This window comes from Planctomycetota bacterium, from assembly GCA_039819165.1.
Classification (GTDB): Bacteria; Planctomycetota; Phycisphaerae; order Phycisphaerales; family UBA1924; genus JAHCJI01.
Window position 1 is genome coordinate 1,675,405 of record JBCBSM010000001.1, and the last position, 25,446, is coordinate 1,700,850.

A 25,446-nucleotide genomic window follows, 5' to 3' on the forward strand; every position below is an offset into this window, starting at 1 on the left:
GAGCTAATTTCCGATAAAGTCCGCCCCAAGCGTGAGCTGCGCTTGCTCTTTCTCGTTCCTGGGTGATAGTATTTTGGGACTGGTAGGGAAGTTGGGACCCGACCAGTCCGAAGGGAACGGAGAACCGACCCCGCCTTCTACCGGGGTCCGACGAGAGGGAGTCTGAGAAATGAAGCGTGTTGCATGTGGCGTGCTCGCCGCATTTGCTGGCGTGGCCTCGGCGGAGATCATCACGCTCGACCTCGGTGCGGGCAGCCGCCACAACCCGCTGCCCGGTGCCACCGGCGCCACTGGTACGGGCTTCGCGTCCGAGTACATCCGCGGCGGCGAATTCGTGATCTCGGGCCTGTTCTCGCATGATCCGTTCAGCTCCTTCTGCCTAGAGCTCAACGAGACCATTGCCGGCGGCACCAGCTACATCGCGTCGGTCGACACCGCCGCGGTCAAGGGCGGCGTCGGCGGTCCCAGTCCCGATCCGCTGAGCAACGAGACCGCCGCGCTCTACCGCGAGTTTGCCCGCGGCAACCTGACCGCTGACGACGGCGAGTCGCTCGTCAACTTCCACAACGCCCTCCAGGATGCCTTCTGGTTCCTCGAGGAGGAACTGGGCGAGGTCGACTTCTCGGCCGCGACCGCTGAAGCCTCGAGCGATGTCTTCGGCGACCTGAGCGATCGTACGCAAGGCCTGATCAACTCGGTCTGGGGAACCACCGCGCCGGTCGGCGGCGTGCGGGTCCTCAACCTGGTGGACGCCACCGACGGTCGAACCGACCGCCAGAGCGTGCTCGTCCTGATCCCGCTGCCGGGCGCGGGCGGCCTCGCGCTGGCCGGGCTGCTGGGCGTCGCCGCCATCCGCCGCCGCCTGTTCTGAGCCCGACGGCCGGCCGAACCTCGGCACCGCGATACCCAATGACTCCCTGGCCGCGGCACGCACCGCGGCCTTTTCTTTGCGCGCCAGCGCGATCGTCGTCGCATCTCGGGGACCGCGCATCGACCCCCGTGAGGGCTCGCTCGACCCGAGCTATCGAATGCCCGCCCGGGTCGTCTCGATCGCTGCGCATCGCCGGCGTCCCGCTAGTGTGACCGATGCCGGATGCCGCTACAGCCGCCGTGCTCGCCATCGGCGACGAGCTGATCCTGGGCGAGAAGCTCGACACCAACTCGGCCTGGCTCGCCGCCCGCCTCGGCGAGTTGGGCGCTCGCGTGCTCGAGCACCGGACGCTGCCCGACGACGCGACGGCCATCGCGGGCACCATCGCCGAACTCGCCGCCGAGCACGATGTCGTCGTGTGCGGCGGCGGGCTGGGCCCCACGCTCGACGACTGCACCCGCGAGGCGATGCGCCAGGCCATCGAGGTGCTCACCGGCGCGCCCGAGACCCTCGTCGAAGATCCCGATTCGCTCGAGGCCATCCGCCAGTGGATGCGGGACCGCGGGAGCGATCTGATGGACGCCAACCGCGTGCAGGCGTTGCGACCGACAAAGGCGGATGCGCTCCACAACGACTTCGGCACCGCGCCCGGGATGCTGGTGGATCTGGAAGTCGCCGCCGGCCGCCGCGTGCTGGCCTCGCTGCCGGGCCCGCCCAGGGAGATGCAGCCCATGTTCGAGCAGGAGGTTGCGCCGCGGGTGGCGGGCCTCGGCGATGCGCCGCCCGGGCAGCTGCGGGTGGTGCAGGTGTTCGGGCTGGGCGAGTCGCCGCTGGCGGCGGCCATCGAGCCCCTCATGGTGCGGAGCAACAATCCCGCCGTGGGCACCACGGCTTCGGACGGCCTGGTGACCTGCCGCATCCGATCGGAGGGCGGCCGCGGGCTCGCCGGGCCCTACGACGCCGCCACTATCGACGAGGCAATGGAGGAGGCCGCGTCACGCATCGAGCGGGCGGCGCCGGGCCACGTCGTCGGCCGCCACAACCGCCCGCTCGCCGCCAGCCTGCTCGCCGAGCTCTCTGAGCGCGGCGCCACGCTCGCCACGGCCGAGAGCTGCACGGGCGGCATGATCGGCGCCGCGCTCACGGCCATCCCGGGCAGCTCGGCCGCCTACGCCGGGGGCTGGAACACCTACTCCAACGCCATGAAGCGCAGCCAGCTCGGCGTGCCCGAGGCCATGCTCGATGAGCACGGCGCGGTCAGCGAGGCCGTCGCCCGGGCCATGGCCTCGGGCGCCAGGCGGGCGGCGGAGGCCGACCTCGCGGTCTCGGTCACGGGCGTCGCCGGCCCCGACGGCGGCACGTCCGAGAAGCCGGTGGGCACCGTCTGGATCGGTGTGGCCCACGGCGACGACGCCACCGAGGCCCGCCGCTTCCGCTTCGGCGGCGGCCGCGAGGACGTCCGCCGGCGGTCCACGCAGGCGGCGCTGTTCCTGGCCCTGGCCGCGTGCCGGGGCGAGCGACCACCGACCTTGCTCGGCCAGGCCTAGCCGATCCCCGCGGTTATCGCGCCTCGTGGGCCGTTCCGACGCTCCCGTTCGGGACCGGTTGGCGCCCCGACGAATCGTGGTCGGACTCCCTGCATTTGGGCCTCCGAACGACCGATGCACTACCAGGCAGCGTGAGGAGGCCGCCATGTCCCGTGAGCCCGCATCGGCTCCGCCGATCTACAGCCCGCTCGAGAACAACCCGCAGATGCGGGAGATCGTGGTGCTGTTCGTCCGCGAGCTGCCGGAGCACATCGACGCATTGCGGCGAGCCTCGGGCCCCACGCCCGATCCGGAGACCGCCCAGCGGGTCGCCCACCAGCTGCGGGGTGTCGCCGCCGCGTACGGATTCGAGGAACTCGGCGAGATCGCCGCCGGCGTCGAGGACCAACTGGTCGCCCGCGAACGGTCCGGCGGAGACGCCGAACCCCTCGCCGGCATCGTGGCGCCGCTCGTGGATTACTGCGCCCGCATCCGCGTGTCGGATGCATCCGAGGCCGCCTGATCGTCGTGGGACCCTGGAGAAGCCGTTGACCTCCGCCGCCGCACCAACTCCGACCGATCAGGCCCCCACCGATCAACCGCCGACGCCCGGCGTGCTCGTTATCGATGACTCGCCGCTCGTCCATCGCCTGCTCAAGGCACGGCTGCGGGACGAATCGATCCGCCTGCTGCACGCCACCGACGGCGGCGAGGGCCTGGACCTGCTGGAGCAGGAGGCCGTGGCGGCCGTGCTCCTCGACCTGACCATGCCCGAGCTGGACGGCTTCGAGGTGCTCCGCCGCATCAGCGAGAACCCCGGCGCGAAGCACGTGCCCATCATCGTGCTGTCGGGCGCCAAGGACTCGCAGGACAAGGTGATGGCCTTCAGCCTGGGCGCGATGGACTACATCACCAAGCCCTTCGACATGGCCGAGCTCCGCGCGCGGCTGCGGTCGGCCCTGCGGATCCACCGCCTCGTCACCATGCTCAGCGAGCGGGCCCACGTCGACAGCCTCACCGGCCTGTGGAACCGCAAGCACTTCGACGAGCGGCTGACCCAGGAGGTGGCCGACAACATGCGGCACGGCCGCCCGCTCTCGCTGGCCATGCTCGACCTGGACCACTTCAAGTCCATCAACGACAACTACGGCCACCCGGCGGGCGACGCCGCCATCCAGGGCACCGCCGACATCATCGCCGAAGCCACCCGCACCGGCGACACGCCCTGCCGATACGGCGGCGAGGAGCTGGCGATCATCCTGCCCGAGACCACGTCCGAGCAGGCCGCGGTGCTGTGCGACCGCATCCGCGAAGCCGTCGCCGAGAGGGTCTGGCAGGCCCACCCCGATCGCAAGATCACGATCTCCATCGGCGTGTGCGGCTGCGACGCGGCGAGCACCGCCTCCCCCGAGGAATGGCTCGAGGCCGCCGACGCGGCGCTGTACCAGTCCAAGGAGGGCGGCCGCAATCGCGTGACCGTCAAGGCGCTGCCCGCCTCCGACTCGCCCAAGCTGGCCGCGGCCGGCTAGAACGGAATCACGACGCCGACGTAGAGCAGCGGCGAATCCCGCGCCGGGTTGCGCGCCTCGCCGTTGATCCGCGCGTTCGAGATGTGGTGCCACCGCACGCCGGCGATCAGCCGCGTGTCGCCGTACAGCTCCCGCGTCACGCCCACGCCCGCACGGGGCATGAAGTTGAAGCCTGTGCCCTCGGGCGGTACGGTGTCGGTGGCGAACAGAACGCCGATGCCGATGTCGGCGAAGGCCGTCCACTTCTGGCGGTTGATGAAGTGCCAGCGGAAGCCCAGCGAGCCGCTGATGCCGCCCGAGTCGGCGCTCTCGAACTCGTTGAAGTACCAGACGCCCAGCTCGAGCAGGTACTCGATGTCGTCGACGATGAACTCGTTGAAGCTCGCCGTGAAGCCCGTGTCCAGGGCCTCGCCGTTGGCCGCCACCGACCCGTTGAACACCCAGTTCCGCTGGCCCTCGAGGCCGTAGCGACGCGGGCCGGCCGCCTCGGGCAGATCGCCCGCGGCCTCGTCCTGGTCGTGCGCGAACCGCAGCGGCTCGCTCGGATCGGGCTCGCTCGGCCCCAGCTCCGACAGCTGCGCAGCGGCCTGCGCCGCGACCACCAGGACGCACGCCGCGCAATACAGTCGAACCAGGGGCTTGGCCGGTGGCATGGCTGCAAGCATACCCGGCCGCGGCGGTCGCGCCGGCGGCACTCCCGAGAGGATGAGACCATGGACCGCAGCGGCGGCGACCACGAGGGGCGGTCCCAGGAGCGCCTCACCAGCCTGGAAGAGGCCGCCATGTTCCAGGACCGGGCCGTCGGCGAACTCCGCGAGGTCGCCGACGAGTTGCTCAAGCGGCTGGTCAGCCTGGAGGGACGGCTGGGCGGCCTGGAGCGGCGGCTCGGCCACCTCGTCGACGCCGAACCCAATGTCGAGCCCGACGCCGACCCCACCACCGAGCCCCGCGGCGAGCATGGCGCACGCGGCGACGCCGAAGGCCAAGAATCCGACGCATGAGCACCACCAACCCAACGTCGACCGCGACCTGGACCGGCGCCGCCGTCCGCCGCTCGTTCATCGAGCACTTCGAGAAGCTGGCCGGCGCGCCGCACGCCTTCGTGCCCTCCGCCCCGGTCGTGCCGCTGGACGACCCGACGCTGCTGTTCATCAACGCGGGCATGAACCAGTTCAAGCCCATCTTCCTGGGCCAGGTCGATCCCTCCAGCGACTTCGCGCAGCTCCGCCGCGCCGCCAACAGCCAGAAGTGCATCCGCGCGGGCGGCAAGCACAACGACCTCGAGGACGTCGGCCGCGACACCTACCACCACACCTTCTTCGAGATGCTCGGCAACTGGTCCTTCGGTGACTACTTCAAGGCCGAGGCCATCCAGTGGGCCTGGGACCTGCTCACCACCGTCTGGGGCCTGCCCGCCGACCGCATGCACGCCACCTACTTCGGCGGCGACGCGAAGCTCGGGCTGGGCCCCGACGAAGAGGCCCGCGACCTCTGGCTGCGACACCTGCCACCCGAGCGGGTGCTGCCCTTCGGCCACAAGGACAACTTCTGGGAGATGGGCGATACCGGCCCCTGCGGCCCGTGCAGCGAGCTGCACTTCGATCGCGTCGGAGGCCGCGATGCCTCCAAGCTCGTCAACGCCGACGATCCGGACGTCATCGAGATCTGGAACCTGGTGTTCATCCAGTACGACCGCCAGAACGACGGCTCGCTGCGGGAGCTTCCCGCGAGGCACGTCGACACCGGCATGGGCCTGGAGCGCGTGCTGAGCGTGCTGCAGGACAAGCCCAGCAACTACGACACCGACCTGTTCGCGCCCATCTTCGAGGCCATCCAGAGAACCACCGGCGTGCGGCCCTACGCGGGCAAGCTCGGCGCCGAGGACGAGGGCCAGATCGACTTCGCCTACCGCGTGATCGCCGACCACGCCCGCGCGCTCACCTTCGCGATCACCGACGGGGCCGTCCCGAGCAACGAGGGGCGGGGCTACGTGCTCCGCCGCATCCTCCGGCGGGCCGTCCGCATGGGCTGGCAGAAGCTCGGCGCCAGGCCTGGCTTCCTGGGCGAACTCGTCGCGGTCATCGTCGAGCACTACGGCGAGGCGTTCCCCGAGCTGAAGAAGTCGCCCGACCGCGTCGCGGGCATCATCCGCGACGAGGAGGAGAGCTTCGGGCGGACGATGGACCGCGGCATCAAGCTGTTCGAGGAGATCGCCGGCGAGCGCGGCTCGATGATCTCCGGCGCCGACGCCTTCCAGCTCTACGACACCTACGGCTTCCCCTTCGACCTCACGCAGGTCATGGCCGAGGAGCGGGGCCTCACCGTCGACGAGGAGGGCTTCGAGCAAGCCATGGCCGAGCAGCGCGAGCGGGCGCGGGCGGCGGCGAAGGGCGGGGACGACGACCGCCTCGTCCTCGACGGCGACGCGATCGCCAAGCTCCGGCACCTGCACGTCAACCCGACCGACGACGCCGACAAGCACCACGGCCGCGAGATCCGCGCCCGCGTGAAGGCCATCTGGAACGGCAAGAACCTGGACGAACACGCCCAGGCCAGCGACGCCCTGCGCGCGGTGGGCGTGCTGCTGGACAAGACCAACTTCTACGCCGAGGCCGGCGGCCAGCAGCCCGACGAGGGCCGCCTGTTCGTGACCAGGGAGATCAGCACCACCGTCCGCGACGCCCACCACGGCGGCGAGTTCCACGTGCGGGACGCCCAGTCCTTCGGCGGCTACGTGCTGCACATCGGCGTCGTCACCCGGGGCGAGCTGCGCGTGGGCGATGAGGTCACCTGCCACGTCGACGCCAACCGCCGGCTCCGCCTCGCGGCCAACCACACCGCGACGCACCTGTTCAACTACGGGCTCCGCGAGGTGATCGCACGGGACGGCCAGGCCCCCGAGCAGCGGGGCTCGCTGGTCGCCCCCGATCGCCTCCGCTTCGACTTCGATGCCTCCGGGCCCATCAAGCCCGACGACCTCGGCGCCATCGAGGGCCTCGTGCGGCACGCCATCGAGCAGGACCACGCGGTGCACGCCGACCTCGTGAAGCAGGACGAGGCGCTGGCGATCAACGGGCTGCGAGCCGTCTTCGGCGAGAAGTACCCCAACCCGGTCCGCGTGGTGTCCATCGGCGCAGCCATCGATGCGATGGTGGCCGATCCGGACAACGAGCGCTGGCGGGGCTTCTCGGTCGAGCTGTGCGGCGGCACGCACCTGGCGCGCACCAGCCAGGCCGAGGCCTTCGCGATCGTGCACGAGGAGGGCGTCGCCAAGGGCATCCGCCGGGTGGTCGCCGTCACGCGGGATGAAGCGACGCAGGCGATCGAGGCTGCCGATGGCCTCGAGCGCGACCTGGCCGAGACCGCCAAGCTCGCCGACGACCAGCTCGATGCGCACGTCACGCGGCTGGGCAAGGCCATCGACGAGGGGACGCTGCCCGTCTCGCGGAAGGCCGAGCTGCGCGCGCAGTTGGGCGCACTCCAGGATCGCGTGAAGGCCGCCCGCAAGGCGCAGGCGCAGCGGGCGGCCACGCGGGCCGTGGAGCAGGCCACCGGGCTCGCGGAGTCCATGGGCGACGGCAACCCGCTCGTCGAGGCCATCGAGGCCATGGGCGATCGCGGCGCGCTCCAGCAGGCCTGTGCGGCCATCCGCAGGCAGCTGCCGGATTCGCCGGTGATGCTGCTGTCGGTCGATGCCGACGGCAAGGTCGCCATCCTTGCCGACGTCCCCCAGATCGCCGTCGATCGCGGGCTCAAGGCGGGCGACTGGCTCCGCGAGGTGGCCGGCATCCTGGGCGGCAAGGGCGGCGGCAAGCCGACGCAGGCCCAGGGCGGCGGGCCCGACGCCGGCCGGCTCGACGAGGCCATCGAGCGGGCCCGGACCATCGCCGCCGCGGCCATCGCCTGACGCGGCGGCCTACAACATGCCCGTGGCCGACCACCAGCGCAGGGGGGGCATCACGTCCATGCGCACCCGCATGGGCGGCTGGGCGGCGGGCGTCGACTTCGCCGCGATGGTGCTGAGCTTCGTGTTGCTGGGCTGGGGCGCCGATGCCCTATTCGGCACCTCGCCCATTCTGCTGATCGTCTTCGCGGTAGTCGGGCTGCTGGCGGGCTTCACCGCGTTCCTGCGAACCGCCAGCAGGCTCAATCGGGAGCGTGACCGGTGAGCGACGCCCCGCCGCAACGTGATGCCGCCGATGGCGGGGGCGAGCCCGTCGTCGCCGCCGTGCTCTCGGGCGAGCTGCGGTGCGCCGCGTGCCGGTACGACCTGCGGGGCCTGAGCGTGCTGGAGCGGTGCCCCGAGTGCGGGCTGAAGATCGCCACCTCGATCCTCGCCGTCGTCGACCCCAGGGCGCAGGAGTTCGAGCCCGTGCGCCGGCCGTCGGCCATCGCCGCCGGGCTGATGGCCTGGGCGGCCGGCGCGTGCCTCGCGGCGCTGGCGGCCTGGGTGCTGCGGCTCGCCGAAGCACCGGAGCTGCTGGGTTCGGCGGGCTGGCTCGACCGGCCGAGCCAGCAGCGGATCGCGCTCGTTGGCGCGGGCTGCGTGCTGCTCTCGGGCGTGGGCGCGCTCGCGCTCGTGCGGCCGACCTCGGGCCTGAAGGCATGGTCGGTCGCGTGCGCCGTGCTGGGCGTGCTGCTGTTCCTGCCGCTCGCGGCGAGCTACTGGTGGCTGCACGGCGAGCTGGACGCGATGACGACCAGCCCCTATTTCGGCCACGCCCCCGACGCGGGCCGGGCGCTGGCCCGCGGCACCGAGATGCTGCTGATCGCCGCGATCGTGCTGCTGCTGCGGCGGCACGCCCGGGCGCTCGCCGTGCGATCCGCGCTGCTCCGCTCGGGCCGCGTCGACCGCCAGACGATGTACGCCATCGCCGCGGCGGCGGCCGTGGGCATCGCCGGCGACGCCGTCCGGCTGGGCGGCCGCGAACTGGGCGGCGGCCCGGGCGACGCGCTGGTCATCGCGGGCATCTCCATCGTCGCGGTGTCCTCGGCGCTGCTCACGCTGGGCATCGTCGGCGCGACCATCGACTGCCTGCGGATCGCGCGGGCCCTGCTCCGCTCGGGGCGCCGCCTGGCCAGCTACGTCTCCATGGTCGAGCCGCCGGCGCCCGTGGCATGAGCATCGACGCCAGCCACCGCGCCCGGTTCGATGGGCTGCTCGAGCGGGTCATTGCCGCGCTGCCCGAGCGGGTGGCGGCCGTGCTCGAGGAGGTTCCCGTGCACGTGCTGGACGAGCCCGACGAACGCATCCTGGCGGACCTGGGCGTGCCCCGCGAGCACTGGGAGGACGAACGCGACAGCCTGTGCGGGCTGCAGACCGGGCACATGCTCACCGAACGCTCGATCGAGGACCCCGCCGACCTGGGCACCCAGATCCACCTGTTCCGGCGCGGGATCGCCCAGGTCGCCGGCGGCTGGGAGGCCGACGATGCAACCCTTCGGGCGGAGATCCAGATAACGCTGCTGCACGAGCTGGGCCACCATTTCGGCCTGGACGAGGAGGATCTGGACCAACTGGGCTACGCCTGACCGCCGATGAGCGTGTAGGCTCTCTTGCTGGCCGCCCGCACCGCCGCGGGCAGGCGCACGAAAGGAAGACCACGATGCCGTTGACCTTGCGACACCGCGTCCCGCTGGCCGCCGGCCTGGCGATGGCCGCCGCAACCCTTGCCCACGCCGGCGACGCCCGCGACCGCGTCGGCCTGCTCGAGATCTCCGGCACCCCCGCCGAGGCGCCCAACCCCTTCGCCTGGCTCTTCGGCGACCAGGAGCCCACCCTCCGCGACCTCGTCGGCGCCATCGAGGATTCGGCCGACAGCCAGGACCTCGACCACCTGGTCATCCGCCTCAAGGACGCGTCGCTCGGCTGGTCGCACGTCGACGAGCTGGGCCAGGCCATCGCCAAGGTCGACGTCCCGGTGACGGTCTTCGCCGAGCAGATGGGCCCGACCGACCTCATGCTCGCCAGCTACGCCGACAACGTGCTGATGCAGCGCGCCGGCGACGTATCGCTGCCGGGCCTGTACATGGAGGAGATGTTCCTGGCCGACACGCTCGACTGGGTCGGCATGGAGGCCCAGCTCATCCAGGTGGGCGACTACAAGGGCGCCAACGAGCAGCTCACCCGCTCGGGCCCCAGCGAGGCCTGGGACCAGAACATCAGCGGCCTGCTCGATGGGCTCTACGGGCACATGCTGACCACCATCGGCGACGGCCGCGGCATGGATCGGCCGGCCATCGAGGCCTCGATGGAATCGCTGTGGATGGCCCAGGCCGACGACGCCGTCCGCGCGGGCCTGGTCGATCGCGAGCTGGACCTGCCGGCATTGGCCGAGACCGTCGCGGGCGAGGACGACCCCCGCATCGTGAAGATCACCGCCGGCGCCAGCCGCGCCGACTTCGACACCTCCAACCCCTTCGCGATCTTCCAGCTGCTCTCCCGCGAGCCCGATCGATCGCTCGACGGCCCCACCATCGCGGTGCTGCACCTCACCGGCAGCATCATGACCGGCGACTCCAGCAGCGGCGGGCTCTTCGGCGGCCAGACCATCGGCAGCCGCTCGGTCCGCAACATCCTCAAGGAGCTCGGCGAGGAGGACATGGTCAAGGGCGTCGTGCTCCGCATCGACTCGCCCGGCGGCTCGGCGACGGCCAGCGAGATCATCTGGCAGGGCGTCCGCGAGCTCCGCGAGCAGAAGCCCGTGTGGGTCAGCGTGGGCTCGATGGCGGCCTCGGGCGGCTACTACATCGCCGTCGCCGGCGAGAAGATCTACGCCAACCCCTCGAGCATCCTGGGCTCCATCGGCGTCGTTGGCGGCAAGATCAGCATGGCCGAGCTCTACGACGAGCTGAAGATCAACGTCGTCGGCCGCGCCCGCGGGCCCCGCGCCGACATCTTCGCCTCCGACCGCCGCTGGAACGACGACCAGATCGCCCTGGTCCGCGGCAAGATGGTCGAGATCTACGACCAGTTCACCGACCGCGTGCAGCGCGGCCGCGCGGGCATCGACCTGTCGAAGACCGCCGAGGGCCGGCTGTTCCTCGGTAAGGACGCCGTCGGGCTCGAGATGGCCGATGAGGTCGGCTCGCTCGACGACGCCGTCGCCGACCTGGCGCAGCACGTGGGCCTGACCGAGTACGACGTGCGGCCGTACCCCGGCCCCAAGTCGCTCGAGCAGTTCCTCGACGAGACATTCGGCGGCATGGCCTCGGCGCCGGGGCTGCTGGCCGGTTCGCCTTCGGTCGAGCACCTGCCGATGCTCCGGGCCGCCCGCGCCGCCATGGGCGAGGCCGCCTGGAAGCAGCTCGCCACCGCGCTCGAGGGCTTCGCCCTGCTCCGCGACGAGCACGTGGTGCTCACCGCGCCGAGCGTCTTCAGCGTTCGGTAGTCCGACGCGGCGGAGCACTCGGCGTCGAGGAGTGCCCGCCGACGACCACCCAGCCGTCGCCGGCGCGCTCCACCACCATCGTCATGGCGCCCGCGTAAGCAAAGGCCTCGCGGTCGCCGATGGTCGCGCGGGTTCGGAACAGCGCACGGATCTCGGCCAGCCCCTCGGCCAGCGGCACCACCTCGACGTCGCGCAGCGTCGTCTCGAGCGCCGCGCCCATCCCGCGGATCTCGCCGAGGCTGTTCGTGACGTCCGCCGCGCTGTCGTACAGGCGTACGCCATCGGTGAACCACGCGAAGCGGGCCTCATCGGCGTAGAGCGTCGCGATCGCGCCGTCGTCGCCGCCGGCGAGCGTCTCGACGTAACGCTGCGCGAAGGCCCGCAGCTCTTGGTCGAGCGCGTCGGCCGACGGATCGGTCCGCGACTGCACGACGATTGTGCCGTCCTGCAACGGCACGGGCTCGAGCGACTCGAGCACGCCGAATCCCAGCGCCGCCGTGCCTACGCACGCGGCGACGGCCACGATCGTGCGCCGGCTGCCGCATACAACTCCGCCGAATCCACATCCAAGACGCATGGTTCGTCCTTTCACTGGCGCACGCCGTCGGCGTACTGCATGGCCTGGGCCACGTTGCCCTCGGTATCCCGGAACTGGAGCACGGTGCCCACGCCCTCGATCCGCATCGGCGGGCGGAGGATCTCGCCGCCGTGGTCGCGGATGGCCCCCTCGATGGCGTGTACGTCCTCGACGGCGATGCTGCACTCGTACCCGATCATGCCCGTGCCGCTGACCGGCTCGAGCCGCTCGTGCAGCGCGCCCTCGATGCCCCCGCCCGTGAACACCCGCCAGAAGCCCGGCGGCCCCCACGCCTCGAACGTCCATCCAAAGACCGAGCCGTAGAAGCGTCTCGCGCGCTCGCAGTCGTCGGCGTGGATGGCGAAGTGGGCGACGTCGTTGGCCATCTCGATCTCCCTCGTACAGATCAATCCCAAGTTCCGCGCACGCACCTCGGCCAGCCCGTGCGGGCCGCTCCGGCGCTACCGCCTCGCGGCACATCCAGACTACCCGACCGATACCGCGTCATCTAGTAGATAGAATGCCAATAAATGTCGACAGTGCGACATATCCCAGCTTCTGAGCCGATCGTGCGATCGATCGCCGCCACGCTGCCGGGCGGCTACCGGATCGAGGAGCACGCGCACGGGTGGGCCCAGCTCGTCTACGCGATCTCGGGGGCCATGACCGTGCGGACCGCCGACGCCGCCTGGGTGGTGCCCCCGCGGCGGGCGGTGTGGATGCCGGCGGCGACGCCGCACGCGATCGAGGCGGCGACGGCGCTGTCGCTCCGCACGCTGTACCTCGCACCCTCGCTCTGCAACACCCTGCCGACCGGCTGCCGCGTGCTTCCGGTCTCGGGTCTGCTTCGGGAGCTCGTGCTGCACGTCGTCGAAGCGGGCCACCTACGAGGCGAGCACGACGCGGACGCCCGGCTCGCACGAGTGCTCGCCGACCGCATCGCCGTGAGTGATCCATCGCCGTTACGGCTGGCGATGCCGGCCGACGAGCGTGCGCGGCGCGTGGCGGAACGAATCCTGGCGAGTCCGGGGGCCGACGCCTCGGCCGACGAGCTGGCAGCCGGCAGCGGCGCGAGCACGCGCACCATCCAGCGGCTCTTCCGACGCGAGGCCGGCATGACGCTCTCGAAGTGGCGCCAGCGGGCGCGGCTGCTGCACGCGGTCACGCTGCTGGCGGAGGGGCGCTCCGTCGGCCAGGTCGCCGACGCTTGCGGCTACCGCAGCGCGAGCGCCTTCGTCTCGATGTTCCGCCTGGAGATGGGCCGGACGCCCCGGAGCTACCGTGAGCACGCCGATGGAGGGGCCTAGACCTCCAGGACTTCCTTGCTCTTGTCGGCCACGCGCTGGTCGATCTCGGCCTCGTGCTTCTTGAGCAGCTCCTGTATCTCATCCTTGAGGATCTTCACCTCGTCCTCGGAGATGTGTCCCTCGCCGGTCTTGAGCGAGTCGGCGTGCTTGTTGGCGTCCCGCCGCGCGTTGCGGAGCACGACCTTGGCCTCCTCGCCCATCTTCTTGCATCGGGCGACCAGTTGCTGGCGCCGGTCGGCCGAGAGCGTCGGCACGCTGACGCGGACGCTCTTGTCCTCGACCACGGGAGAGAGGCCCAGGTCGGAGGTCTCGATGGCCTTGCGGATCTCGCCGATGGCACCCTGGTCGTAGGGCTTGATGAGCAGCTGCGTGGGCTCGGGCACGCTGATGGCCGCCAGCGACTTGAGCTCGGTGCTCGCGCCGTAGTAGTCCACCTTGAGGAACTCGATGAGGGCGGTGCTCGCGCGGCCGCTGCGGACGCCGCGGAGCTCCTGCTTGAGGTAGTCCACGCCCTTCTTCATGGCGTCCTCGGCCTCGAGCAGGATGGTGTCGGGGTCGGTCGACATGGCGGTGCACCTCCAACGCAGCTATAGGCGCGTCGCGCCGCGGGGCGGGGCGTCCGCCCGGGGTTCGGCCCTCGCTCAGCCCGCGGTCAGCCTGGTCCCGATGGCCTCGCCCCGCACGACGGCGGCGATGTTGCCGGGCTTCTTGAAATCGAACACGACCACCGGCATGCCGTGCTCGCGGCACATCGCCAGCGCGGTCATGTCCATCACGCCCAGGCCCCGATCGAGCGCCTCGGCGAAGGTCAGCGTGTCGAAGCGCTCGGCGGCGGGGTCCTTGGCCGGGTCGGCGGAGTACACGCCGTCGACCTTCGTGCCCTTGAGCAGCAGCTCGCAACCCAGCTCCATGGCCCGGAGCGAGGCGCAGGTGTCCGTCGAGAAGTACGGGTTGCCCGTGCCGCCCGCGAGGATGACCACGCGGCCCTTCTCCAGGTGGCGGATCGCCCGGCTGCGGATGAACGGCTCGGCGACGGCTCGGATTTCGATGGCGCTCATCACGCGGCTCTCGACGCCGACGGCCAGCAGCGCCTCCCGCATCGCCAGCGCGTTGATCACCGTGCCCAGCATGCCCATGTGGTCCGCGGTCGCCCGCTGGACCAGGCCCGCCTGCGCGAGCGTGGCGCCGCGGATGATGTTGCCCCCACCCACGACAATCGCGAGTTGCACGCCCTGCGAGGCCGCCTGGCGGACCTCCTGGCTGATGCCCACGAGGTGATCGACCGTGACGCCCGTGCCCTGGCTGCCGAAGGCCTCGCCGCTCAGCTTCAGCAGGACCCGCGAGTACCGCTGCTCGCCGGCGCGGGTGGCCGGCTGCTCGGACTCGGCTGGCTCGCTGAGGGTCGACATGGGTCCGGTCGTGCTCCCAGGCCCGGCCGATAGGCCCGGGCGGTCGCCCTCGGGGGCATCGGGGATGCCACTCACCCCCGGCGTGGCCGTGCAACCGCCCGGCGTCGCCCGCGGTAGCGAGATCAGGGTAGGCGCCCGCGCGGTGCGCTCCGGGGCATCGTGGTGCGCCCCGGGGCCGACCGATCCCGGCCGTACCATGCCGCGGCGACCGCCCAGAGCCGGCCGCGTGCGGGCATCGGCGCGGCTCGACGCTTTGCCCGATGCGGGCGGGGCTTGCGGCCGAGCCCGATTCGCCCGATGGGGAGGAGAGCACGCCGCCCTCGGACACGCGCCACCGAACGCATGGACCAGACCACCCCCAATAGCACCGCCCCCCCGGACGCCCACGCGGACCGCGACGCCGACGAACTGCGGCCCGGACTGGTTGCATGGGTGCGCCGCCACAAGGTTCCTGTGCTGGTTACCAGCGCCTCGATCTCGCTGCTCGTGCATCTGGTCTTTGGCATCATCGCGGCGCTGTGGATGATGAACCGCCCGCCCGCGCAGATCGGCTCGGCCCAGCCCGAGGTCGAGTTCGCGGTCATGACCGACGCCGAGCTGGCCCAGATCGCGCAGGCCGACCTGGAGCTGGACGCCCCCGACGCCTCGGACTCCGCTGCCGCCCTGGAGCTGTCGGCCGAGCTGGACCTCGGTGAACTCGAGGTCGACCTCTCGGAGCTGACCGATTCCATCGGCGACGTCACGCTGCAGCTGGGCGGCGGCGACGTCGAGGGCCTGGGCCTGGGCGTCGGCGAGAGCGTCGGGGCGGGCGCGAGCTTCTTCGGCGTCGAGGCCCGCGGCAACCGCTTCGCCTTCGTCGTCGACATCTCCGGATCCATGCGGCTGGACGGCAAGCTCGAGGCCATGAAGGCCGAGCTCATCCGCTCGCTCTCGGCCCTCTTCACCTCGTCGAACTTCTTCGTGATCTTCTACAGCGGCGGAGCGTTCCCGCTCGGCGGCCGCGGCGTGGACTGGGTGGAGGCCACCGACAGCGGCAAGGCCTGGGCCCGCTCCAACGTCCTCCGCGTGGAGGCCAACGGGCCGACCTTCCCGCTGGGCGCCTTCGAGGAATTGCTGCGGCTCGACCCGAGGCCCGACGCCATCTACTTCATGACCGACGGCGAGTTCCAGGACCAGCAGGCCGACGGCATCCTCAACGTCTTCCGCCGCATCGAGGCACCCATCCACTGCATCACCTTCGGCAGCCGCGAGGGCGAGGCGATCATGCGCCGCATCGCGACGAGCACCCGGGGCACCTACACGCACGTCGAGGGCCCACGCGGATGATGCGGCCACTCGTGTTGTCCATTGCGCTGCTCGCCGCCCACGCGGCGTGCGCCCAGGACGCGCTCGTGCTGCGGAGCTACGAGGCCGCCCCCGCGGGCGATGCCCTGGACGCCGGCCCGCAGGGCATCCGCGTGCGGACCGAGGCCGGCGTGGTCGTCGTTGGGTGGGATCGCGTGCTCCGCGCGCCCTCGGCGCTCGGCGTCGACGAGGCGCAGCTCGCGCGGGGTCGCGCCATCTGGCGGGCCCGCACCCGCGTGGAGCGGGGCGATCGAGTGCTGGCCGAGCCCATCCTCGAGCGGCTCTTCGCCGAGCCCGCCGCACGCACGGGGCCCACGCGGCTCGTGGTTGCCGAGGGGCTGCTGCGATGCCGGCTGGCGCGGGGCGCGACGGCGGCGGCGGTCGAGCCCTGGCTCGCCTGGCTGGACGCCAGCGCCGTCCGCGAGCCCAACACCGCCTACGCCGGCCGCGACTGGTCCGCCCGCGCGGGCCTCGCGGGCGTCACCGACGACGCCACCGAGCTGTGCCCGCAGCTGCCGCCGATGTGGCTCGGCACGACCGCCGCCCCGCTCGTGCTGGGGCTCGAGCCCATCGAGGGCGAGCGGGCCAAGACCGCGGCCCTCCGCAGGCTGTATCAGGCCTCGCTCGAGCACGAACTCGGCCGATCGATCGGCGAGCTGCCCGAGGCCAACCGCGACGACGGCGTGGCGCTCGTGCGCGAGATCGTGGCGGCGCGCGCCGGCGACGACGCCGAGCGGAACGCCGCCCGCGCCAAGCTCGGCCGCCGCCTCGAGTCGGCCCGCGGCTGGCGGCGGGCCTGGGTGCTCGCGGGGCTGGGCCGATCGCTGGTGGCCGAGGACGACCGCGAATCGAGGCTGCGGGGCGTGGCCCGGCTGCTCCGCGTCAACCTGCTGCACCGCCGGCACGCGCCGACGCTGGCCGACATCGCGCTGGCCGAGGCCGCGGTCGTGCTCGACCGGCTGGGCGAGAATGACGCCGCCCGACGACTCGCCGCCGACCTGCAGCGGCGGCACTCCGACGCCTCGGTGCTCGCCTGGCCGCCGCTGGCCGACCTGCTGGATGCCACCGCCGCCGACCCCAGACCCGCCGGAGGATCGCCGCAATGATGAGCCGTTTCGCCGAGGCGATCGCCGCCCCATCGACCGACTGGATCGCCCACGCCGGCGGGCTGCTGGCCCAGGCCGACGCCGCCGGTGCGTCCGCCGCCGGCGAGGACGGCAAGACGCTGCTCGAGCACATCCTCTCGGGCGGGCCCATCGGCATCGTGATCATCGTGCTGTCCTTCTCGGCGGTGCTGATGGCGGTGTGGCTGTTCGTCGAGATCCGCTACGAGCGGCTCGCGCCCGCCCGCGTCCGCGAGGGGCTCAGCCGGCTGCTGATGGCCAACGACGTCCGCGGCGCGCTCGCCTTCTGCCAGGCCGAGGAGAACCAGTGCCTGCTGGCCCGCATGTTCGCCGCGGCGCTGACGCGGTGCCTCCGCTCGCCCTTCGGCCTGCTCGAGCTGCGCTCCGCCCTCGAGGAATCGGGACAGGAGCGCTTCGCGCAGCTGCACCGCAAGACCGACCCGATGGGGCTGATCGCCGCCGTCGCGCCCATGCTCGGGCTGCTCGGTACCGTCGTTGGCCTCGTGGGCGCCTTCGAGACGCTGAGCGTCAGCGAGGGCGTGCGGCCCGAGGCGCTCGCGTCGAGCATCTCGGTGGCGCTCATCACCACGGTGCTCGGGCTGATCGTCGCCATCCCCTGCACCGCGATGCACACCTTCTTCCGCAATCGCGTGGATTCGCTCGCGCAACGGCTCGCCGAGGTCACCGAGGAGCTGGCGGCCTGCATCCAGTCGGCCAAGCCGGGCGGCGGACAGGCCCGCCCGCAGCAGCGTCCCGCTGGCGCGCCCCAGCAGCCACAGCCGGTCGCCAGCGGCTCGTGATCGACGAATCCCACCGGGAGACGCCTTGAACATCGCCCTGCCCCCATCCCGGCCCCGGCTGAAGCTGGACATGACGCCGATGATCGACGTCGTGCTGCTGGTGATCATCTTCTTCCTCTACACCGCCCGCTTCGCCGAGGTCAGCCGCACGAGCGTCGACCTGCCGGATGAGCCCGGCACCGCCGAGGCCGCCGCCGACCCCGACGCGGTGCTCGTCGACGTGCGGGCCGACGGCCGCTTCCTGATGAACGGCCGCGTGGTGTCGCTGGAGCGGGTCATCGAGATCGTGGGCGAGCAGGCCGATCGCGCGGGCGGGCCCGAGCGCATCCGCGTGCTGCTGCGGGCCGACCGCGCCGCGCCCGCCGGCCCGGTCAACGAGATGGCACGGCGGCTGACGCGGATGGGCGTCCGACAGTGGAGCCACGCGACCATCGACATCTCGGGCCGGGGCTGAAGGAGCAACTAGGGCACGACCATGCGGCTGCGCGACTGGAACAACCGAGAGGAGCAGGAGCACCTGCCGCTGACCACGCTGATCGACGTGGTCTTCCTGCTGCTCATCTACTTCATGGTCACGGCGACCATCACGCCGCCCGAGAGCCGCGTCGCCGCCGCCCTGCAGTCCGAACGGGGCTCGGGCCAGGCGCGGGACCTGCAGCCCCAGATCGTCACCGTCGACGTCCGCGACGGCGTGCTCACCTACCGCATGGGCTCGCGGACGTTCCTGGATCGCGAGTCGCTCGGCGTCGTGCTCGCCGAACTGCCCAAGGAGGGCGGGCTGTTCGTCCGCGTGACCGACCGGGCGCCGTGGGCCGCCGTCGCGGCCGTCATGCAGGAGGCCCTCGACGCGGGCTTCACCAAGAGGACCTATGTGCCGGCCGAGTAGCACATCCTGGCTCGCGTGCATCGCGTTGGCGTGCGGCATGGCCGCGGCCGCGGCGGCGCAGCCGGCCGACGAGGCCGGCCGCTTCGAGGCCTACCTCCAGCGGCTCGAGCTCCGCTCGGTGGCCGCCGCCGACCTGCGCCGGCGGCTCGAGGACGCGCCGGCCGAGGAACGGCCCGCCGTCGCCACGAAGCTCGGCGACCTGTACGTCGAGCTCATCGAGCAGGCATCGACCCCCGAGGAGCGCGAACGGCTCGAGGACCTGGGCCGCCGGCTCGTGCGGCAGATCCCCGAGGAGGGCAGCGGCGATCTGCGGCTCGCGCTCGTCCGCGCCCGGTACCAGTGGGCCAAGTCGACCGCCGAACGCTCCCGCCTGGGCTCGGTCGACCCCGAGCAGGTCGAGGAGGCCGACCGCACGCTGCGCGGGCTGCTCCCCGAGCTCGGCTCGGTCGCGGACACGGCGGGCGACCTGATCGACCGGCTCGATCGCCGGCGGCTCTCGGTGGGCCTCGAGCCCGAGGAGACCGAGCTGCTGCAGGACGCGCTCCGCGTGCGCTCGACGGCGCACTACCTGCTGGGCTGGGCGAAGTACTACATCGCCATGATCGCCGGCGCCGAGCGCTTTGCGTCCGATGCGCTCAAGGACCTGGGCATGCTGCTGGGCTCCGAGCCGGGCCGCCCCGCGAGCGTCGAGCGGCTGGACACCCGGCTGCTCCGCTTCGAGCACGTGGCCGACTCGGCCATCGCCGCGGCGTTCTGCGAGTCGATCCTGGGCAACGGCGAGACGGCACTCCGCTGGATCACCAAGATCGAGGAGGCGCCGGGATTGCCGCCCAACATCCAGGCGCGGCTGTTCGCCTGCCGGATGCTCGTGCTGGGCGAGGCCGAACGCTGGCGGGACCTGGGCTACTACAGCGACCTCCGCCGCCGCGCCCGCCGCGCCGACGGCCACCTGGGCCTCGAGCCGCTGGAGGCCCAGCTGCTCGCGCGGCTGTCGTGGGAGGCGCTGACCGACACCCGACTCCCGCCCCGCGACCGCTCGGTGCTGGAGGAGGTCGCCTACGCCGCGCTCCAGGATCTGGTGCGGGCCGGCCAGGTCGACGCACTACGGTCACTCGTCGACCGCTTCGGTACCGCCAGCCTCGACGCGGAGGGCTTCATCTTCGCCTTCGTGCGGGGGCAGAACGCCTTCGAGCGGGCTACGTCGGCCTACGAGGACGCGGGATTCGCCGACGGCGAAATCACCACCGACGACGCCGTTCGCAACCTCTACTTCGATGCGCGGGACGCGCTCGACGCGGCGCTCTCGGCGGGCGACGCGGACCGCTACCCCGACGAGCGGGCGCAGGCGATGCAGCTCGCCGCGATGGCCACGTTCCTGGGCGGGTCGCTGGCGGACGCGGCCGATCGCTTCGAGGCCGCCCACGCCGAGGCGGCAGACGCCGAGCAGTCCGAGCGCTCGCTGTGGCACGCGATCGTCGCGCTCGACCAGGCGGTGCAGTCGGGCCAGCAGAACCTGCAGCCCCGCCGCGAGCGGCTGGCGACCCTCTACCTGCAGAGCTTCCCGGGCACCGAGCGCGCCGCGCGGCTGCTGGTTGCCCGCGCCGGGGCGGCGGGCGCGGGCGACCCCCGCGCCATCCAGATCCTGCTGGACGTCAAGCCCGATTCGCCGCTGTACGAGTCCGCCCGCCGCCGCGCCGAGCGGCTGCTGTTCGCCCGCGTCCGCACGCTGCGGGGCGACGCCCGCGCCGCGGCGGCGCTGCGCTACCTCACGGTCGCCGACGAGCTGCTCGCCCTCGAGCGTCGGCGGGCGGCGACGGGCAGCGTGGAGGCGGCGGAGGAATCCGCCGGCCGCGCGCTCGCGCTCGCCCGCGCCATGCTCCAGACGATCCTGGCCTCCCCGCTGCCCGACATCGCGAGGGCCGAGGCCCTGCTGGCCGCCGTCGACGACCTGGCGCTCCGTGTCGGCAGTCCGCCGGACGCCATCGCCGCCGAGCTGGCCTACCGCCGCGTGCAGATCGCCCTGGCCAAGGGCATGGTCGACGACGCCCGTCGGCTGGCCGACCAGCTCACCGAAGAGGACGAGCCGTTCTACGCCCTCGCTCGGCGGGCGCTGTACACCCACGCCGCCCGCGGCTTCGCCGAGGCCCCGCGGGACGCCGCGCTCGCGGCGCTCGTCGTCGAGTTCGGCCGGCCCGTGATCGCCGAGCTCGGCACGTCGCCGCAGAACCTTGCCTCGCCGCAGGTGTTCACGGTGCATGGCACGGTGGGGAGCGCGGCCTGGGTCCTGTGGCGGGCCCGCGAGGCCCAAGCCGAGGCCGCCCGCGCAACCGGTGCGCCCGACATCCCTCGCGAGGAAGAAGCCCGCGCGATGCTCGATCTGCTGCTGGCGATCGACGGGCGGCTGCTCGAGGCCGACCTGGCCGATGCCGCCGGCCTGCAGCGCGTCGCCTACGCCAGCGAGGCCGCCGGCCGCACCACGGACGCCCTCGATGCCTGGCGCCGCGTGCTCGCGGGCGTCGAGGCCGAGTCGCCCCGCTACCTGAGGGCCCGCTACGAGGCCGCGCGGCTGCTGTCGCAGGAGGACCCCGGTCGTGCGCTCGCGGCGCTGCGGCAGCACCTGGTGCTGCAGCCCGACGCCCCGCCGCCCTGGGACGAACGCATCCGCGCCTTGTTCGACGCCCTCGACAACGGCCGCCCGCTCCCGCCATCGCTGATCGATGCCGGCAACGAGCCCCCGCCGGCGCCGCTGGAGGAATCAGCACCGGCACCTCCCGCGGGAGGTGGACCGTGACCGGCCCGCGCGACGGCGGATCCGCCGTGTCCCCCAGGGACGCCGCGCTTGGGGCGATCCTCGGTACGCCACCCGGCGCCGACGCCGCCGCGCTGCTCGGCGTGGACGCGAACGATCCAGCCGACGGCGAGATCGTCGCCGCGCTCAACCGCCGGCTGTCCCAGGTCAACGCCCACGCGCGGGGCGGCACGCCATTGGGCGACGAGGTGCGGCTCGCGCTGCACGCCGCCGCCGCCCAGCTGCTGAGCGCTCGGCCCGCGTCGTCGGCGTCGGCGGCCCGCGCCACGCCCGCGGGCAACCTGCCGCCCGCCCACGTCGCCCTCGAGCAGACCGCCATCGTCGCCCTGGGCATGCACGGCGGGTGGAACCGCCGGACCATGCGGCACCTGGCCAAGCTCACGCACGCCCGCGGGCTGCGGACCGACGACCTGGCCGTCGCGCTCGCGCGGCTCGCGCGACGCTCCAACCCCGCGGCGACGCCGTCCCACAACGGACAGGCCACCGACGCCGAGGATCACGAGGCCAGCGAGTCGATCGCGCAGCGGGCCCTGTTCGACGCGGACATGGCCGGCGCCCGATCCAGCGACGCCGCCCTCTTCGCCGCCATGGCGGTCGCGGTGCTGCTGACGCTCGTCGCGGGGGCCGCGGTGCTCATCGCCATCCCCGTCATGCGGAACGCCGCCACGCACGCGCCCGCCGATCCGCCACCCGAGGTGGTCGCCACGGGACCGAGCGACGAGCAGATCGACGCCGCCCAGGAGGCGCTCTCCCGGCTCGACGAGGAGATGGTGCTGCCCCCGCCCCGGCCGATCCCCAGCGTCCGGCTGGACACGGTGGTCACCGATCTCCGGCTGGCCGCCGCGCGACGCCGGGCGGGCGACGCCTCGGCCCAGGCCGTGTTCGAGCGATCGATCGATGCGCTCGCCCGCGGCTGGCACGAGCTGCCGGCCGACCAGCGGTCCGCCGCGCTCTCGGAGGTCATCGACCACGTCTACCTCGTCGCCGACGACCAGGCCAGCCTCGACGCGGTGCTCGGCTTCCTGGCCAGCCCGTTCTACGACGACGTCGACCAGGCCGCGGCTTCGACGCTGCCGCCCCGCATCTGGCAGTGGAGCCTGCTTGCCCGCCTGACCCGCGAGGAGGACCTGCCGGCGGCGGGCATGGCCCGCGTCCGCCGCGCCCTGGGCGACCTGCCGGCCGACCTGCGCACCACCCGCAGCTTCGACGAGGCCGCCGCCAGCGGGCTGACGGCGCTGCTGGCGTCCGAGGCAGTGCTCATCCCCGCCGATGCATCGGCGGCCATCGACCTCGACGCGTGGGACGCCTGGATCGCGTGCGCCCGGGGCGTGGGCCGCGGCGACGGACGGCTGGGCCAGCGGCTGCTGCTCGCCGGCCTGGAGCGCGTGCTCCACGCCGCCCCCGAGCCCACCGAGAGCGAGGCGTCCTTCCGCCTCGTGCGGCGGCTGGTGGTGGCGCTCTCGTGGCGACCCGGCGACGAGGCCCGCGATCGCCTGCTCGTGTGGTTCGACGACACCCAGGTCTCCATCGCCGACCTGCACGCCATCACCAACGCGCTCGCGACCGCATCGGCCGCACCCGGCGTCGACCCGACCATGGTGCTACCCGTGCTGGCCTCGCCCACGCTGCGGTCCCAGGTGCGGGATCGCTTCGCCGGCGCGTGGGGCGTGCGGTCGTCGCTGGCGCACGACGCGGTGGCGACCAACTGGCTGGCCGCCGCCGACGCGCTGCTCGCCACGCCCGTCGCCACCACCGCCGCCGCCAACGCGGTAGATACGGCCATCGCGGCGCGGCTGAGCGCGTCGGCGGCGCTGCTGTGGCAGGGCCGCACCGACGAGGCCGACGCCGTCCTGCTCACCCTGCGCGACGGGCTCACCGCCGACGCCGCCTCGGCCAACGCGGGCGTCCGCACCATCTGGATGGCCGCGCACGGCCAGCCGAGCGACTGGGCGCTCCGCTTCCTCGAGCAGCGCTACCCCGAGCTGCAGGTCGAGCTCATCGACGAACTCGCGAGCGGCGGGCCCCGGCACGCCGTCGAGGCCGAGCTGCTGGTCGACGCCTACCTCCGCGGCCGCGTTGCGTCGGTGCGGACGCGCGCGGGCGACGTGCTGCTGGCCAACGCCGGCTCGCCGCTGGTCATCGCCGCCGCCCTCGAGGTCCTGCCCATGCCGGGGTCGGACTTCCGCAAGGGCGAGCTCGTCGAGCTGCTCACCGGCATCCGCCTGCCCGAGGGCGACGCCCGCCCCCTCGTCGCGCGGCGGGCGCTGGTCGAGCGCCTCCTGCAACTGCTGGCCAACGAGGGCGAACTGGCGACCATCGATCGCGCCGCCGCCGCCATCGGCAACGCCTATGCGCTCGCGCTGGGCGCCGCCACTCCCGGCGTCAACCCCGCCACGTCGACGGGCGACACGCCGCCCGAGCTCGCCGCCGAGCTGCTGTGGACCCAGCTCCGCAGCCGCGCCGATCGCGTGATCCCGCCGCAGGACTGGCCCTGGCGGCCCGGCGACATCGACCGCCGGCTCAACGGGCGGACACGCCTGGCCACCGGCCGGATCCAGCGGTTTGCGGCCTTCCAGGCGAGCCTCACCGAGATCTGGCTCTACGTCGCCGCCGGCGAGCGGCCCGAGCTCGCCGCAACCCTGGCCGAGCAGCGGCAGGCCATGCGCGACGCGCGGCGCGACGCCGGCGGCATCCTCGAGCAGCTGGCCATCGTCGAGCGGGCGCGTCTCGCGGCCTGGCGGGAGCGCGTCGCCAACGCCGGACTCGGAGGCCCCCAATGACGCGTACCCATGCCATCGCCGCGCATCTGTGCCTGCTCGCACTCGCCGCAGCGTGCATCGCCCAGGATGCGCCCGATCCGCTCGAGCAGGTGCCGCCGCCCGCCGAGGAGCCCCGGGACCAGCCGGCCGCACCACCCGAGGAACAGCCCGCAGCCCCCGCCGCCGAGGAGCCGCTCGAGCCCCTCGGCCCGCCCGACGCGTGGTCCCGCGTGCCCGACCTCGACGCAAGATTGGCCGCCCTCGACGGCCGGGACGCGATGGCCTACCTCGAGCTGGCCGAGGAGGTCGCCGACGAGACCGGCAGCGCCGAGGACCGGCTGCTGTCGCGGCAGCTCTACGCCATCGCGTACGCCGTCGAGCGGGAGACCGGCAGGCGGCCCGAGGTCATCGCCGGCGCGTGCCTCGGGCTCGCCCAGATCGAGCCGACCGACGATCGGGCGGCTTGGCTCCGCGCCGTCGCCGGCCTCATCGACGCCCGCGCGACCCAGGCCCCCGGCGCGACCGTCGGCGCCGCCGCCGTCCCCCCGGAGGTCGGCCTGCGGGCCGCCGAGGCGCTCGGGCTGGCCCGCGCCGGCCAGGGCCGCCGCGCCCAACGCCTCTACGACGACGAGGACGTCCGCCTGGTCTTCGATCGCTACGGCGACCTGCTCGGCGGCTCGGGCGGGCTCAGCGGGCTCCGCCGATTCGAGCGCGCCCTCGGCGACTGGCCCGACGCCGAGTGCGGCGGCGCCCGCGTCGTCACCCGCCGCGTGCAGGACGGCCGCGAGACCCGTCACTGCCCGATCTGCCACGGCAACCCGGGCCCGCCGCTCAGCGAGGGCGAGTTCCTCGCCCACCTCCGCTTCGAGAGCCGGCTGCTCCGCGGCATCCACCAGAGCTGGGGCGCCCAGGTCGTCGTCGATCGCGGCGCGCCGCTCATCGACCCGGACCCCGACGAGGTGCTCGGCCAGCTGCTCGCCCGCTACGGCATCGATGCCGGCCGCCGGCTGTGGCGGAACGGTGCGTGGGCCCGATCGGACTCTTCCGCTCCAACGCCGGGCCCGTAGACTCCCCGCCGCGGACCTCAATCGGCGTCCGCACAAGGAGAGCCACG

General features: G+C 72.9%; 24 protein-coding genes. 19 read left to right on the top strand and 5 right to left on the bottom strand.

Annotated elements, in window-relative coordinates; genetic code table 11:
* Positions 1-169 precede the first annotated feature (169 nt).
* The 4 genes from AAFX79_07230 to AAFX79_07245 all read left to right on the top strand — a co-directional run bounded on the left by AAFX79_07230 (position 170) and on the right by AAFX79_07245 (position 3,926).
* The gene (locus AAFX79_07230) at positions 170-871 is read left to right on the top strand and encodes a hypothetical protein (protein MEO1008342.1); all 702 of its coding nucleotides are present in this window, start codon (positions 170-172) and stop codon (positions 869-871) included.
* Positions 872-1,086: 215 nt separating this feature from the next.
* A complete protein-coding gene (locus AAFX79_07235) occupies positions 1,087-2,418 on the top strand; it encodes a CinA family nicotinamide mononucleotide deamidase-related protein (GenBank protein ID MEO1008343.1) in 1,332 nt (443 codons plus the stop codon).
* 145 nt (positions 2,419-2,563) lie between these two features.
* A complete protein-coding gene (locus tag AAFX79_07240) occupies positions 2,564-2,920 on the top strand; it encodes an Hpt domain-containing protein (protein MEO1008344.1) in 357 nt (118 codons plus the stop codon).
* 25 nt (positions 2,921-2,945) lie between these two features.
* Positions 2,946-3,926, top strand: a complete 981-nt coding sequence (locus AAFX79_07245; protein MEO1008345.1) for a diguanylate cyclase — start codon at positions 2,946-2,948, stop codon at positions 3,924-3,926.
* Here AAFX79_07245 and AAFX79_07250 read toward each other — a convergent pair.
* Entirely contained in the window at positions 3,923-4,579 is a 657-nt protein-coding gene (locus AAFX79_07250) for an acyloxyacyl hydrolase (protein MEO1008346.1), read from the bottom strand. The genes AAFX79_07245 and AAFX79_07250 overlap by 4 nt on opposite strands.
* 60 nt (positions 4,580-4,639) lie before the next feature.
* Between AAFX79_07250 and AAFX79_07255 the strand changes: the two genes are divergently transcribed.
* The 6 genes from AAFX79_07255 to AAFX79_07280 all read left to right on the top strand — a co-directional run bounded on the left by AAFX79_07255 (position 4,640) and on the right by AAFX79_07280 (position 11,317).
* Positions 4,640-4,927: a hypothetical protein gene (locus AAFX79_07255; protein ID MEO1008347.1), complete on the top strand. Its 288-nt coding sequence runs from the start codon at positions 4,640-4,642 to the stop codon at positions 4,925-4,927.
* Complete coding sequence (alaS, locus tag AAFX79_07260) at positions 4,924-7,833, top strand: alanine--tRNA ligase (protein MEO1008348.1); 2,910 nt, start codon at positions 4,924-4,926, stop codon at positions 7,831-7,833. The genes AAFX79_07255 and alaS overlap by 4 nt, the downstream gene beginning before the upstream one ends.
* A gap of 22 nt (positions 7,834-7,855) precedes the next feature.
* The gene (locus AAFX79_07265; GenBank protein MEO1008349.1) at positions 7,856-8,095 is read left to right on the top strand and encodes an AtpZ/AtpI family protein; all 240 of its coding nucleotides are present in this window, start codon (positions 7,856-7,858) and stop codon (positions 8,093-8,095) included.
* The gene (locus AAFX79_07270) at positions 8,092-9,048 is read left to right on the top strand and encodes a hypothetical protein (protein MEO1008350.1); all 957 of its coding nucleotides are present in this window, start codon (positions 8,092-8,094) and stop codon (positions 9,046-9,048) included. Before AAFX79_07265 ends, AAFX79_07270 begins: the two co-directional genes overlap by 4 nt.
* Entirely contained in the window at positions 9,045-9,458 is a 414-nt protein-coding gene (locus AAFX79_07275) for a metallopeptidase family protein (GenBank protein ID MEO1008351.1), read from the top strand. Before AAFX79_07270 ends, AAFX79_07275 begins: the two co-directional genes overlap by 4 nt.
* A gap of 74 nt (positions 9,459-9,532) precedes the next feature.
* Positions 9,533-11,317 (top strand): S49 family peptidase, encoded by a 1,785-nt coding sequence (locus AAFX79_07280; GenBank protein MEO1008352.1) that lies wholly within the window; start codon positions 9,533-9,535, stop codon positions 11,315-11,317.
* On the opposite strand, the gene AAFX79_07285 is transcribed toward AAFX79_07280, so the two are convergent.
* Entirely contained in the window at positions 11,304-11,840 is a 537-nt protein-coding gene (locus AAFX79_07285; GenBank protein ID MEO1008353.1) for a nuclear transport factor 2 family protein, read from the bottom strand. The two genes, AAFX79_07280 and AAFX79_07285, sit on opposite strands and share 14 nt — an antisense overlap.
* Positions 11,841-11,905: 65 nt before the next feature.
* On the bottom strand, positions 11,906-12,280 hold the full coding sequence (locus tag AAFX79_07290) for a VOC family protein (protein ID MEO1008354.1): 375 nt from the start codon (positions 12,278-12,280) through the stop codon (positions 11,906-11,908).
* Between the two features lie 183 nt (positions 12,281-12,463).
* Between AAFX79_07290 and AAFX79_07295 the strand changes: the two genes are divergently transcribed.
* Complete coding sequence (locus AAFX79_07295) at positions 12,464-13,201, top strand: helix-turn-helix transcriptional regulator (protein MEO1008355.1); 738 nt, start codon at positions 12,464-12,466, stop codon at positions 13,199-13,201.
* Here AAFX79_07295 and frr read toward each other — a convergent pair.
* Both frr and pyrH read right to left on the bottom strand, forming a co-directional pair.
* Positions 13,198-13,767 (bottom strand): ribosome recycling factor, encoded by a 570-nt coding sequence (frr, locus tag AAFX79_07300; protein MEO1008356.1) that lies wholly within the window; start codon positions 13,765-13,767, stop codon positions 13,198-13,200. The genes AAFX79_07295 and frr overlap by 4 nt on opposite strands.
* A 75-nt stretch (positions 13,768-13,842) precedes the next feature.
* On the bottom strand, positions 13,843-14,610 hold the full coding sequence (gene pyrH / locus AAFX79_07305; GenBank protein ID MEO1008357.1) for a UMP kinase: 768 nt from the start codon (positions 14,608-14,610) through the stop codon (positions 13,843-13,845).
* Positions 14,611-14,952: 342 nt separating this feature from the next.
* Here pyrH and AAFX79_07310 point away from each other — a divergent pair, with 342 nt between their 5' ends.
* Genes AAFX79_07310 through AAFX79_07345 form a run of 8 tightly spaced genes read left to right on the top strand, consistent with a single transcriptional unit; the run spans position 14,953 to position 25,399 of the window.
* A complete protein-coding gene (locus AAFX79_07310; GenBank protein MEO1008358.1) occupies positions 14,953-15,936 on the top strand; it encodes a vWA domain-containing protein in 984 nt (327 codons plus the stop codon).
* Positions 15,933-17,060: a hypothetical protein gene (locus tag AAFX79_07315; GenBank protein ID MEO1008359.1), complete on the top strand. Its 1,128-nt coding sequence runs from the start codon at positions 15,933-15,935 to the stop codon at positions 17,058-17,060. Before AAFX79_07310 ends, AAFX79_07315 begins: the two co-directional genes overlap by 4 nt.
* Entirely contained in the window at positions 17,060-17,878 is an 819-nt protein-coding gene (locus AAFX79_07320; protein ID MEO1008360.1) for a MotA/TolQ/ExbB proton channel family protein, read from the top strand. The genes AAFX79_07315 and AAFX79_07320 overlap by 1 nt, the downstream gene beginning before the upstream one ends.
* A gap of 25 nt (positions 17,879-17,903) precedes the next feature.
* Positions 17,904-18,332, top strand: a complete 429-nt coding sequence (locus tag AAFX79_07325) for a biopolymer transporter ExbD (protein ID MEO1008361.1) — start codon at positions 17,904-17,906, stop codon at positions 18,330-18,332.
* 21 nt (positions 18,333-18,353) lie between these two features.
* Positions 18,354-18,764 carry a biopolymer transporter ExbD gene (locus tag AAFX79_07330; protein ID MEO1008362.1) on the top strand — a complete coding sequence of 137 codons (411 nt, stop codon included), beginning with the start codon at positions 18,354-18,356 and terminating at the stop codon, positions 18,762-18,764.
* A gap of 37 nt (positions 18,765-18,801) precedes the next feature.
* Entirely contained in the window at positions 18,802-21,555 is a 2,754-nt protein-coding gene (locus AAFX79_07335; protein MEO1008363.1) for a hypothetical protein, read from the top strand.
* The gene (locus AAFX79_07340) at positions 21,552-24,353 is read left to right on the top strand and encodes a hypothetical protein (GenBank protein ID MEO1008364.1); all 2,802 of its coding nucleotides are present in this window, start codon (positions 21,552-21,554) and stop codon (positions 24,351-24,353) included. The genes AAFX79_07335 and AAFX79_07340 overlap by 4 nt, the downstream gene beginning before the upstream one ends.
* A complete protein-coding gene (locus tag AAFX79_07345; GenBank protein ID MEO1008365.1) occupies positions 24,350-25,399 on the top strand; it encodes a hypothetical protein in 1,050 nt (349 codons plus the stop codon). Before AAFX79_07340 ends, AAFX79_07345 begins: the two co-directional genes overlap by 4 nt.
* The last annotated feature ends 47 nt before the right edge of the window (positions 25,400-25,446 follow it).